This window comes from Serratia sp. NGAS9, assembly GCF_009905295.1.
Classification (GTDB): domain Bacteria; phylum Pseudomonadota; class Gammaproteobacteria; order Enterobacterales; family Enterobacteriaceae; genus Serratia; species Serratia bockelmannii.
In genome coordinates, this window is the sequence record NZ_CP047605.1 from 5,122,216 (window position 1) to 5,134,398 (window position 12,183).

Genomic DNA, 12,183 nt, shown 5'->3' on the forward strand with positions numbered 1-12,183 from the left:
TGCTGATCTTCATCGTGAATAGTCACTTATCCACAGAGGATCGCGATCCTAATAAGAGATCTAATAAAGAGATCTTTAAATAAAAAAGATCTTCTTTTAATTACCGACGATCCTGACCACTTGGTCGATCGTCTAAACTTGAGTAGAATCCCCGACCCCAGGGCAAATACGATCGTTCGCAATACGGCGAGGTGCAGTTCCATGTTTTATCCAGATCAATTTGACGTCATCATCATCGGTGGTGGCCATGCAGGTACCGAGGCCGCCATGGCCGCGGCACGCATGGGACGTCAGACTTTATTATTGACACACAATATCGATACGCTGGGACAGATGTCCTGTAACCCGGCGATTGGCGGTATTGGTAAAGGGCATCTGGTTAAGGAAATTGATGCACTCGGCGGCCTGATGGCGACGGCGATCGACCACGCCGGCATCCAGTTTAGGATACTAAACGCCAGCAAAGGCCCAGCCGTTCGTGCCACACGCGCTCAGGCGGATCGCGTACTGTATCGCCAGGCGATCCGTACCGCGTTGGAGAACCAGCCCAACCTGATGATCTTCCAACAACCTGTTGAGGATCTGATCGTCGAAAACGATCGCGTAGTCGGCGCCGTCACCCAAATGGGCCTGAAATTCCGCGCCAAGGCGGTGGTATTGACCGTAGGCACCTTCCTGGACGGCAAGATCCATATCGGTCTGGAAAACTACAGCGGCGGCCGCGCCGGGGATCCACCTTCGATCTCGCTGTCGCAACGTTTGCGAGAACTGCCGCTGCGCGTTAACCGCTTGAAAACCGGTACGCCACCGCGCATCGACGCCCGCACTATCGATTTCAGCGTACTGGCGCCGCAACACGGCGATACGCCGGTACCGGTATTCTCGTTCCTGGGCGATGCCAGCCAACACCCGGAACAAATGGCGTGCTACATCACCCACACCAATGAAAAAACCCATGACGTGATCCGCAATAACCTCGATCGCAGCCCGATGTATGCCGGGATCATCGAAGGGATCGGCCCACGTTACTGCCCGTCGATCGAAGACAAGGTCATGCGCTTTGCCGATCGCAATGCGCACCAGATCTTCCTCGAGCCGGAAGGCCTGACCAGCAACGAGATTTACCCTAACGGGATTTCCACCAGCCTGCCGTTCGACGTGCAGATGCAGATCGTCCGTTCGATGGAAGGAATGCAAAACGCGCGTATTATTCGCCCTGGTTATGCTATCGAGTACGATTTCTTCGATCCACGCGATCTGAAGCCGACGCTGGAAAGCAAATTCATTCAGGGGCTGTTCTTCGCCGGTCAGATCAACGGCACCACCGGGTATGAAGAAGCCGCTGCGCAGGGCCTGCTGGCCGGTTTAAACGCCGGGCGCTTCGCCGACGAACAAGAAGGCTGGGCGCCACGTCGCGATCAGGCTTACCTGGGCGTGCTGGTGGACGATCTCAGCACCCTCGGCACCAAAGAGCCGTACCGCATGTTTACCTCACGCGCCGAGTATCGTCTGATGCTGCGCGAAGACAACGCCGATCTCCGCCTGACGGAAAAAGGCCGTGAACTGGGCCTGGTGGACGACGTGCGTTGGGCACGTTACAGCGAGAAGTTGGAGCGAATCGAACGCGAACGCCAGCGCCTGCGCGACATCTGGATGCACCCGCACGCCGAGAACGTCGAACAGGTCAATGCGCTGCTGAAAGCGCCGCTGTCGCGTGAAGCGAACGGCGAAGAGCTGCTGCGCCGTCCGGAGATGGATTACGCGCAGTTAACCGGCACCGACGCCTTCGCACCGCCGCTGGACGACGTACAAGCGGCCGAACAGGTCGAGATCCAGGTCAAATACGAGGGCTACATCGCTCGCCAACAGGAAGAGATCGAAAAACAGCAGCGCAACGAGAATACCGTGCTGCCGTTGGATCTCGACTACCGTCAGGTTTCGGGGCTGTCGAACGAAGTGATCGCCAAACTGAACGATCACAAACCGAACTCCATCGGCCAGGCTTCGCGCATCTCCGGCATTACGCCGGCGGCGATCTCGATTTTGCTGATCTGGCTGAAAAAGCAGGGACTGCTGCGCCGCAGCGCATAAATCCCGCATCCAGGCGGCCGTTTGTTCATCCCGTAGCCAAACGGCCGCTGACATCACTTGCGCCCTGAATTATCATAGTCGCCTCATTGCGCCAGCTAACCATCCGCTGGTCGTTCAGCGCCTGCCAGAGGATCCGTTGTGCAAAAAAAATTAGACTCGCTGCTTGCGGCAGCTGGCATTGAGCTGCCCGATCAGCAGAAACAGCAGCTGCTGGGCTATGTCGGCATGCTGGATAAGTGGAACAAGGCTTATAACCTCACGTCGGTGCGCGATCCGCAGCAAATGCTGGTGCGCCACATTCTCGACAGCATCGTGGTCAACCCGCATCTGCAAGGCTCGCGTTTCATCGATGTCGGCACCGGCCCCGGTTTACCGGGCATTCCGCTGGCGATCGTGCGCCCGGACGCGCATTTCACGCTGCTCGACAGCCTGGGCAAGCGCGTGCGTTTCCTGCGCCAGGTGCAGCATGAGCTGGGTCTGAACAATATCGAGCCGGTGCAGAGCCGCGTCGAAGCGTTCCCCGCCGAGCCGCCGTTCGACGGCGTGATAAGCCGGGCGTTCGCTTCGTTGCAGGATATGCTGTCCTGGTGTCATCACCTGCCGGCGAAAGGGCAGGGGCGTTTTTACGCATTGAAAGGCGTGCGCCCGGATGAAGAATTGGCGCGCTTGCCGGAAGGCGTCAGCCTGGAATCCATTGTGCGGCTTCAGGTGCCTGAATTGGAAGGTGAACGCCATCTGGTGGTGCTTAAGGCAAACTGAGTTTGTTTTTGATCAAACAAGCGTGAATTAAAGGTAGTACTAAGCGTAAAGATAAGCAGGCTAATTAATTGGTCGCTTTTTTTAGTTAATTTACTTTCTATTAACACAAAAAACGCGGCTAATTAGCGACAATAGAGTAATTGCATTTTGAAATAGTCACGTTAGCAATCATGTGCGAAAGATTGGCCTTTGCTGCTAATGTTAATTGGCTGTTGGAATATTGCCTCGCTGCTTGTCAATAAAAGGTTTTCGTCGGGTATACGGATTGTTTTTGAACAGTTAACTGATAATGTTTTGATTTATATAATCTTTTGATCGCTCAAATTGCTAAAGACGGTTTGGTTGACCATCGGCTATAAATCAGGAAGGGGTATTACTGTGATCGGCTTCGCGTTTCTAAACGCAACGCTGGAATAATCAGACAATTAAATGCGTCCTATTATTCCGACCGTTTTCTTGTGAAAATAGGCTGGAATAGGGAAATTTAAATAATTGTTCACCTTTTCGCTACTTATCGATTGAATTCGTTGGTATGCCCCGTATAATTTGCTCGTTTTTTGCTGCTTGACTCAGGACAGCAAAAACAGTTGTATACGTCACTCAGCATACCCCCTCAGGGGTACGGAGAGAACAAACGTCATGTCTGTGTCCCTTTACAGCGGGAAAGTCGCACGCAAACTGCTGTTTTTGCAGTTAATGACTTTTGTTCTGATCAGCGTTGCTTTCTGGCTGAAAAGCCCGGAATGGAGCGCTTCGGCGCTGGCAGGCGGTCTCGCCGCCTGGTTGCCGAGTGCAATGTTTATGCTGTTTGCCTTGCGCCATCAGGTGCAAACGCCGGCGCCCGGTAGGGTTGCCTGGTCGTTCGCCATCGGCGAGGGGCTAAAGGTCGTGATCACCATCGTTTTGCTGATCGTGGCGCTGGGGGTGTTCAAGGCGGAGTTTATACCGCTTGGCCTGACCTATTTAGCGGTGTTAGTGGTGCAGATAGTGGCACCGGCCGTGATTAACAGTTACCGAAATTAACTAAATAAAGGGTAGAGGCATCATGTCTGCAGAGGGATACAACAGTCCACAGGAGTATATCGGTCACCACCTGACGCAGCTTCAGGTCGGGACTGGGTTTTGGTCGATTAACCTCGACTCGATGTTTTTCTCCGTCGTCCTCGGGGTTTTGTTCCTGGTGATTTTCCGCAAAGTGGCTAAAAACGCCACCAGCGGCGTGCCGGGTAAACTGCAAACCGCCGTGGAGCTGGTGGTTGGTTTCGTCGACAGCAGCGTGCGCGACATGTACCACGGCAAGAGCAAGGTGATTGCGCCGTTGGCGCTGACCGTGTTCGTCTGGGTGTTCCTGATGAACCTGATGGACCTGATTCCGGTAGACTTCCTGCCGTTCATCGGGGCGCATCTCGGTCTGCCTGCGCTGCGCGTGGTGCCTACCGCTGACGTGAACGTCACGCTGTCTATGGCGCTGGGCGTGTTTATCCTGATTCTGTTCTATAGCATCAAAATGAAAGGCGTTGGCGGGTTCGTTAAAGAGTTGACCATGCAGCCGTTCAACCACCCTGTATTCATTCCTATCAACCTGATTCTTGAAGGTGTCAGCCTGCTGTCCAAACCTGTTTCACTGGGTCTGCGACTGTTCGGCAACATGTATGCGGGTGAGTTGATCTTCATCCTGATTGCCGGCCTGTTGCCGTGGTGGTCACAGTGGGTCCTGAGCTTGCCTTGGGCTATCTTCCACATCCTGATCATTACGCTTCAAGCCTTTATTTTCATGGTTCTGACGATCGTCTATCTGTCGATGGCGTCTGAAGAGCACTGATTTTCTTAAAACACTTGCACTTTTAAACTGAAACAAACTGGAGACTGTCATGGAAAACCTGAGTATGGATCTGCTGTACATGGCTGCCGCTGTGATGATGGGTTTAGCGGCAATCGGTGCTGCGATCGGTATCGGCATCCTGGGTGGTAAATTCTTGGAAGGCGCTGCTCGTCAGCCTGACCTGATTCCTCTGCTGCGTACACAGTTCTTTATCGTTATGGGTCTGGTCGACGCCATCCCGATGATCGCTGTAGGTCTGGGTCTGTACGTGATGTTCGCCGTCGCGTAAGTAGAGTAACCCTCTACGACGTAACCAAACTATTAACTTTTAAAGAGGCATTGTGCTGTGAATCTTAACGCAACAATCCTCGGCCAGGCCATCGCGTTCGTTCTGTTTGTCTGGTTCTGCATGAAGTACGTATGGCCGCCGATCATGGCTGCCATCGAGAAACGTCAGAAAGAAATCGCTGACGGCCTCGCTTCTGCAGAGCGTGCCAAAAAAGATCTGGACTTAGCGCAAGCCAATGCGACCGACCAGCTGAAAACTGCTAAAGCAGAAGCTCAGGTGATCATCGAGCAAGCGAACAAACGCAAAGCTCAGATCATGGATGAAGCGAAAGCCGAAGCCGAGCAGGAACGTAACAAAATCGTGGCGCAGGCTCAGGCTGAGATCGAAGCCGAACGTAAGCGCGCTCGTGAAGAGTTGCGTAAGCAAGTCGCGATGCTGGCAATTGCCGGCGCCGAGAAGATCATCGAACGTTCCGTGGATGAAGCTGCTAACAGCGACATCGTTGATAAACTGGTCGCTGAACTGTAAGGAGGGAGGGGCTGATGTCTGAATTTGTAACTGTAGCTCGCCCCTACGCCAAAGCAGCTTTTGACTTTGCCGTTGAGCACCAAAGCGTAGAGCGCTGGCAGGAGATGCTGGCGTTTACGGCTGAAGTCACTCGCAATGAACAGATTTCTGAACTGCTGTCTGGCGCGGTTGCGCCAGAAACGCTGTCCAAGACGTTCATCGCGGTTTGTGGCGATCGGCTCGACGAACATGGCCAGAACTTTATCCGTGTAATGGCCGAAAATGGACGTTTACTGGTTCTTCCTGCCGTGCTGCAGCAGTTCATCGAACTGCGCGCCTCGCTGGAATCCACCGTCGAAGTCGAAGTGCTCTCTGCGAGCGCGCTGAGCGACGAACAGCAGGCGAAAATCGCCGCTGCGATGGAAAAACGTCTGTCACGCAAAGTTAAGCTGAATTGCAAAATTGACAAGTCTGTACTGGCCGGCATCGTTGTTCGCGCCGGCGATATGGTGATTGATGGCAGCGTTCGCGGTCGTCTTGAACGCCTGACAGACGTCTTGCAGTCTTAAGGGGACTGGAGCATGCAACTGAATTCCACCGAAATCAGCGAACTGATCAAGCAGCGCATTGCTCAGTTCAATGTAGTGAGCGAAGCTCACAATGAAGGTACTATCGTTTCCGTCAGCGACGGGATCATCCGCGTACACGGCCTGGCCGAAGTTATGCAGGGCGAAATGATCGCGCTGCCTGGCAACCGTTACGCAATCGCATTGAACCTGGAGCGCGACTCTGTCGGTGCCGTGGTCATGGGTCCGTACTCGGATCTGGCCGAAGGCATGAAGGTTAAATGTACTGGCCGTATCCTGGAAGTTCCAGTCGGTCGTGGTCTGCTGGGCCGCGTAGTTAACACCCTGGGCGCACCTATCGACGGCAAAGGCCCGATTGAAAACGACGGCTTCTCTCCGGTAGAAGCTATCGCGCCAGGCGTTATCGAGCGTCAGTCCGTTGATCAGCCGGTTCAAACTGGCTACAAATCCGTTGACGCCATGATTCCAATCGGCCGTGGCCAGCGTGAGCTGGTGATCGGTGACCGTCAGACCGGTAAAACCGCGCTGGCGATCGATGCGATCATCAACCAACGCGACTCCGGCATCAAATGCGTTTACGTGGCTATCGGCCAGAAAGCGTCCACCATCGCTAACGTGGTGCGCAAACTGGAAGAGCACGGCGCACTGGCCAACACCATCGTGGTGGTGGCGACCGCTTCCGAATCCGCTGCACTGCAATACCTGGCACCATATGCCGGTTGCGCAATGGGTGAATACTTCCGTGACCGCGGTGAAGATGCGCTGATCGTATACGATGACCTGTCCAAACAGGCCGTTGCTTACCGTCAGATTTCCCTGCTGCTTCGTCGTCCGCCAGGTCGTGAAGCTTACCCAGGCGACGTATTCTACCTGCACTCCCGCTTGCTGGAGCGTGCAGCGCGCGTTAACGCCGAATACGTTGAAGCCTTCACCAAAGGTGAAGTTAAAGGCCAAACCGGTTCACTGACCGCTCTGCCGATCATTGAAACCCAGGCGGGTGACGTTTCCGCGTTCGTTCCGACCAACGTAATCTCGATTACCGATGGTCAGATCTTCCTGGAATCCAACCTGTTCAACTCCGGTATTCGTCCGGCAGTTAACCCGGGTATCTCCGTATCCCGTGTTGGTGGCGCCGCGCAGACCAAGATCATGAAGAAACTGTCCGGTGGTATCCGTACCGCGCTGGCACAGTATCGTGAGCTGGCTGCGTTCTCCCAGTTCGCCTCCGATCTGGACGACGCGACCCGCAAACAGCTGAGCCACGGTCAGAAAGTGACCGAGCTGCTGAAACAGAAACAGTATGCGCCGATGTCGGTTGCACAACAGTCTCTGGTGCTGTTTGCCGCAGAACGCGGTTACCTGAACGACGTCGAAGTAGCCAAAGTGGTGAGCTTCGAAGCCGCGCTGGTCGCCTATGCGGACCGCGAGCACGCCGAACTGCTGAACCACATCAACCAAACTGGCAACTTCAATGATGAGATCGAGGGCAAGTTGAAAGACGTCCTCGAGACCTTCAAGAAAACCCAGTCCTGGTAACGCCGAACGGTCCTGCTGTTGAAAGACAGCAGGCCGTCTGGCACTGAGGAGAAGCAGAGATGGCCGGCGCAAAAGAGATACGTAGTAAGATCGCTAGCGTGCAAAACACGCAAAAGATCACTAAAGCGATGGAAATGGTCGCCGCCTCCAAAATGCGTAAATCGCAGGATCGCATGGCGGCCAGCCGTCCTTATGCAGAGACCATGCGCAAAGTGATTGGTCACCTTGCGTTAGGGAATCTGGAGTACAAGCACCCGTACCTGGATGAGCGTGACGTTAAGCGCGTCGGGTATCTGGTGGTGTCTACTGACCGTGGTCTCTGCGGCGGCTTGAACATCAACCTGTTCAAAAAGCTGCTGGCGGAGATGAAAGCCTGGTCCGAAAAAGGCGTCGAAACCGATTTGGCGCTGATTGGCTCTAAAGCGGCCTCTTTCTTTGGTTCCGTGGGCGGCAACGTGGTTGCCCAGGTGACCGGCATGGGGGACAAACCTTCCCTGTCGGATCTGATCGGGCCGGTGAAAGTGATGCTGCAGGCCTACGACGAAGGTCGTTTGGACAAGCTGTACATTGTCAGCAACAAATTTGTTAATACGATGTCCCAAGAGCCACAGGTGCTTCAGCTGCTGCCGTTACCGCCAGCCGATGACGAAGAGCTGAAGAAAACGCCTTGGGATTACCTGTATGAACCCGATCCAAAAGTGCTGCTTGATACCTTGCTGCGCCGCTATGTGGAGTCGCAGGTTTATCAGGGCGTCGTGGAAAACCTGGCCAGCGAGCAGGCCGCACGAATGGTCGCGATGAAAGCCGCAACCGATAACGGCGGTAGCCTGATCAAAGAGCTGCAGTTGGTATACAACAAGGCGCGTCAGGCCAGCATCACTCAGGAACTCACCGAGATCGTTTCGGGAGCCTCCGCGGTTTAAGCTAGGTTTACGAATTACGTAGAGGATTCAAGATGGCTACTGGAAAGATTATCCAGGTAATCGGCGCCGTGGTGGACGTCGAGTTCCCTCAGGATGCCGTACCAAAAGTGTACGATGCCCTTGAGGTAGAAAACGGCACCGAAAAACTGGTGTTGGAAGTTCAGCAACAGCTGGGCGGTGGCGTGGTTCGCTGTATCGCAATGGGGACCTCCGACGGTCTGCGTCGCGGTCTGAAAGTGAACAACCTGGACCACCCGATTGAAGTGCCGGTGGGTAAAGCTACCCTGGGCCGTATCATGAACGTATTGGGCCAACCGATCGACATGAAAGGCGACATCGGCGAAGAAGAGCGTTGGGCGATTCACCGCGCGGCGCCAAGCTACGAAGAGCTGTCCAGCTCCCAGGAACTGCTGGAAACCGGTATCAAGGTAATGGACCTGATTTGTCCGTTCGCCAAGGGCGGTAAAGTTGGTCTGTTCGGCGGTGCGGGCGTAGGTAAAACCGTAAACATGATGGAGCTGATCCGTAACATCGCGATCGAGCACTCCGGTTATTCCGTGTTTGCGGGCGTGGGCGAGCGTACTCGTGAGGGTAACGACTTCTACCACGAAATGACCGACTCCAACGTTCTGGACAAAGTATCCCTGGTTTACGGCCAGATGAACGAGCCACCAGGTAACCGTCTGCGCGTTGCGCTGACCGGTCTGACCATGGCGGAGAAATTCCGTGACGAAGGCCGTGACGTTCTGCTGTTCGTTGACAACATCTACCGTTACACCCTGGCCGGTACCGAAGTGTCCGCACTTCTGGGCCGTATGCCATCCGCGGTAGGTTATCAGCCAACGCTGGCGGAAGAGATGGGCGTTCTGCAAGAACGTATCACCTCGACCAAGACCGGTTCCATCACTTCCGTACAGGCCGTTTACGTTCCTGCGGATGACTTGACTGACCCGTCACCAGCCACCACCTTTGCGCACTTGGACGCAACCGTGGTACTGAGCCGTAACATCGCTTCTCTGGGTATCTACCCGGCCGTTGACCCGCTGGATTCTACCAGCCGTCAGCTGGATCCGCTGGTTGTTGGCCAGGAGCACTACGACGTAGCGCGTGGCGTGCAGTCCATTCTGCAACGCTACCAGGAACTGAAAGATATCATCGCGATCCTGGGTATGGACGAGCTGTCTGAAGAAGACAAACTGGTCGTATCCCGTGCGCGTAAGATCCAACGCTTCCTGTCTCAGCCGTTCTTCGTGGCAGAAGTCTTCACCGGTTCTCCGGGCAAGTTCGTATCGCTGAAAGACACCATCCGTGGTTTCAAAGGCATTATGGACGGCGACTATGACCACCTGCCGGAGCAGGCGTTCTACATGGTTGGCACCATTGAAGAAGCAGTGGAAAAAGCCAAGAAACTGTAACGCCTTGAGAGGAGGGTGATATGGCTATGACTTACCATCTGGATGTAGTCAGCGCGGAAAAACAGATGTTTTCCGGCCTGGTGCAGAAGATCCAGGTGACAGGCAGCGAAGGTGAACTGGGGATCTTCCCTGGCCATGCGCCGCTGCTGACTGCCATCAAGCCTGGCATGGTGCGTATTGTTAAGCAGCACGGTGAAGAAGAGTTCATCTACCTGTCCGGCGGCATCCTCGAGGTGCAGCCGAGCGTGGTTACCGTGCTGGCGGACACTGCTATCCGTGGTACTGACCTCGACGAAGCGAGAGCGTTGGAAGCTAAGCGTAAAGCTGAAGAACACATTCGCAGCTCTCATGGCGATGTCGACTATGCTCAGGCATCCGCTGAACTGGCGAAAGCGATCGCAAAACTGCGCGTTATCGAGCTCACCAGAAAAGCGATGTAATGTTTGGGTGCTCTGCACCCAACTTTAAGAAAGCGGCCTATAGGGTCGCTTTTTTTTTACTTTAAAATAAGCATTTCAGCCCGGCGGGCGGTGTGGTGTATAACCCCTGATATCGGGAAAGAAACGTCGCCGAACGCCGACAGTTTTTTCGTCCTGAAGCCGAATCGGCCATGATGGCGGCAGGCCAAGAGGCGCGCGGCCTGCGCCGGGTTCGTGATGAGAAATATGTAGTAATATCGTCGCTAAACGGTTTTACTTTCGTCTATCAAAATGGAGTTATCAGGTTGCTTATGTCGAACAGCGCAATGAGCGTGGTCATCCTCGCCGCGGGCAAGGGTACGCGCATGTATTCCGATCTTCCCAAAGTGTTGCATCCGTTGGCCGGTAAGCCGATGGTGCAGCACGTCATTGATGCCGCGATGAAACTGGGCGCGCAACATGTTCACCTGGTATACGGCCACGGCGGCGATTTATTGAAAAGCACGCTGACGGACGGCGCGCTGAACTGGGTGCTGCAGGCGGAGCAATTGGGCACCGGCCATGCAATGCAGCAGGCGGCGCCGCATTTTGCCGACGATGAAGACGTGCTGATGCTGTACGGTGACGTGCCTTTGATTTCCGTGGATACGCTGCAACGCCTGATTGCGGCCAAGCCGCAGGGCGGCATCGGTCTGCTGACGGTGAAACTGGACGATCCGAGCGGTTACGGCCGCATCGTGCGCGAGCAGGGCAACGTGGTGGGCATCGTTGAACACAAGGACGCCAGCGAGGCACAGCGTCAGATTAATGAGATCAATACCGGCATCCTGGTGGCGAACGGGCGCGATCTGAAGCGCTGGCTGGGGATGTTGAATAACGATAACGCACAGGGCGAGTTTTACATCACCGATATCATTGCGTTGGCCCATGCCGACGGCAAGAAAATCGAGGCTGTACACCCGTCGCGCCTGAGTGAAGTGGAAGGTGTGAACAACCGCCTGCAGTTGGCGACCCTGGAGCGCGTATTCCAGTCGGAACAGTCTGAAAAGCTGCTGTTGGCCGGCGTGATGTTGCTGGATCCGGCGCGTTTCGATCTGCGTGGGGAACTTGTTCACGGCCGCGACATCACTATTGATGCGAATGTGATTATCGAAGGTCACGTCAAGCTGGGCGATCGGGTGAAAATCGGCGCCGGCTGCGTGCTGAAAAACTGCGTAATCGGTGATGATTGCGAGATCAGTCCTTATAGCGTGCTGGAAGACAGCGTGCTGGAAGCCGACTGCACCGTGGGGCCATTCGCCCGCCTGCGCCCAGGCGCGGAGCTGGCGGCAGGGGCTCACGTCGGCAACTTCGTGGAAATGAAAAAGGCGCGTCTGGGCAAAGGTTCCAAGGCCGGTCACCTCAGCTACCTGGGTGATGCCGAAATCGGCGATGACGTGAATATCGGCGCCGGCACCATCACCTGTAACTACGATGGCGCCAACAAGCACAAGACGCTGATCGGCGATGGGGTGTTCGTCGGTTCCGATACTCAGCTGGTGGCGCCGGTATCGGTCGGCAAAGGCTCCACCATCGCCGCAGGCACCACGGTGACGCGCGATATTGCCGAGAACGAATTGGTGCTGAGCCGCGTCAAGCAGGTGCACATTCAGGGCTGGCAACGTCCGGTGAAGAAGAAGTCATAGTGTGTTTTGCGTTGGGCTCTGTTCACGAGCCCAATACAAAACATAATAACCCCCACCATCTACAGGCTCGGGGGACGCACGGTAAAAACCGGCAAAAATCAGGTCAAGGCATCGAAAGCGCCCATGAAGGGCGTTCATTAGGAATATAAC

At 55.0% G+C, this 12,183-nt stretch carries 12 protein-coding genes; all 12 read left to right on the forward strand.

Features of this window, described 5'->3' with window-relative positions; translation table 11 throughout:
• The first annotated feature begins 201 nt into the window (after positions 1-201).
• The 12 genes from mnmG (at position 202) to glmU (ending at position 12,033) form a co-directional block, all read left to right on the forward strand.
• Positions 202-2,091, forward strand: a complete 1,890-nt coding sequence (gene mnmG, locus GUC32_RS24260; RefSeq protein WP_033631384.1) for a tRNA uridine-5-carboxymethylaminomethyl(34) synthesis enzyme MnmG — start codon at positions 202-204, stop codon at positions 2,089-2,091.
• A gap of 138 nt (positions 2,092-2,229) precedes the next feature.
• Positions 2,230-2,850 carry a 16S rRNA (guanine(527)-N(7))-methyltransferase RsmG gene (gene rsmG, locus GUC32_RS24265; protein WP_148123840.1) on the forward strand — a complete coding sequence of 207 codons (621 nt, stop codon included), beginning with the start codon at positions 2,230-2,232 and terminating at the stop codon, positions 2,848-2,850.
• A 639-nt stretch (positions 2,851-3,489) separates the two neighbouring features.
• Positions 3,490-3,873 carry a F0F1 ATP synthase subunit I gene (gene atpI / locus GUC32_RS24270; RefSeq protein ID WP_369435475.1) on the forward strand — a complete coding sequence of 128 codons (384 nt, stop codon included), beginning with the start codon at positions 3,490-3,492 and terminating at the stop codon, positions 3,871-3,873.
• Between the two features lie 22 nt (positions 3,874-3,895).
• Entirely contained in the window at positions 3,896-4,672 is a 777-nt protein-coding gene (gene atpB, locus GUC32_RS24275) for a F0F1 ATP synthase subunit A (protein ID WP_025304740.1), read from the forward strand.
• A gap of 49 nt (positions 4,673-4,721) precedes the next feature.
• A complete protein-coding gene (gene atpE / locus GUC32_RS24280; RefSeq protein WP_004093904.1) occupies positions 4,722-4,961 on the forward strand; it encodes a F0F1 ATP synthase subunit C in 240 nt (79 codons plus the stop codon).
• A 57-nt stretch (positions 4,962-5,018) separates the two neighbouring features.
• The gene (gene atpF / locus GUC32_RS24285; RefSeq protein ID WP_004933804.1) at positions 5,019-5,489 is read left to right on the forward strand and encodes a F0F1 ATP synthase subunit B; all 471 of its coding nucleotides are present in this window, start codon (positions 5,019-5,021) and stop codon (positions 5,487-5,489) included.
• Between the two features lie 14 nt (positions 5,490-5,503).
• Positions 5,504-6,037, forward strand: coding sequence for a F0F1 ATP synthase subunit delta (atpH, locus tag GUC32_RS24290; RefSeq protein ID WP_025304741.1), 534 nt, complete (start codon positions 5,504-5,506; stop codon positions 6,035-6,037).
• 12 nt (positions 6,038-6,049) lie between these two features.
• Positions 6,050-7,591: a F0F1 ATP synthase subunit alpha gene (gene atpA / locus GUC32_RS24295; protein ID WP_025304742.1), complete on the forward strand. Its 1,542-nt coding sequence runs from the start codon at positions 6,050-6,052 to the stop codon at positions 7,589-7,591.
• Positions 7,592-7,650: 59 nt separating this feature from the next.
• Positions 7,651-8,514 carry a F0F1 ATP synthase subunit gamma gene (gene atpG, locus GUC32_RS24300; protein ID WP_004933811.1) on the forward strand — a complete coding sequence of 288 codons (864 nt, stop codon included), beginning with the start codon at positions 7,651-7,653 and terminating at the stop codon, positions 8,512-8,514.
• 32 nt (positions 8,515-8,546) lie between these two features.
• Positions 8,547-9,929 carry a F0F1 ATP synthase subunit beta gene (atpD, locus tag GUC32_RS24305; RefSeq protein ID WP_004933813.1) on the forward strand — a complete coding sequence of 461 codons (1,383 nt, stop codon included), beginning with the start codon at positions 8,547-8,549 and terminating at the stop codon, positions 9,927-9,929.
• 20 nt (positions 9,930-9,949) lie between these two features.
• On the forward strand, positions 9,950-10,369 hold the full coding sequence (locus GUC32_RS24310) for a F0F1 ATP synthase subunit epsilon (RefSeq protein ID WP_004933814.1): 420 nt from the start codon (positions 9,950-9,952) through the stop codon (positions 10,367-10,369).
• A 290-nt stretch (positions 10,370-10,659) separates the two neighbouring features.
• A complete protein-coding gene (gene glmU, locus GUC32_RS24315; RefSeq protein WP_369435476.1) occupies positions 10,660-12,033 on the forward strand; it encodes a bifunctional UDP-N-acetylglucosamine diphosphorylase/glucosamine-1-phosphate N-acetyltransferase GlmU in 1,374 nt (457 codons plus the stop codon).
• Positions 12,034-12,183: the final 150 nt, after the last annotated feature.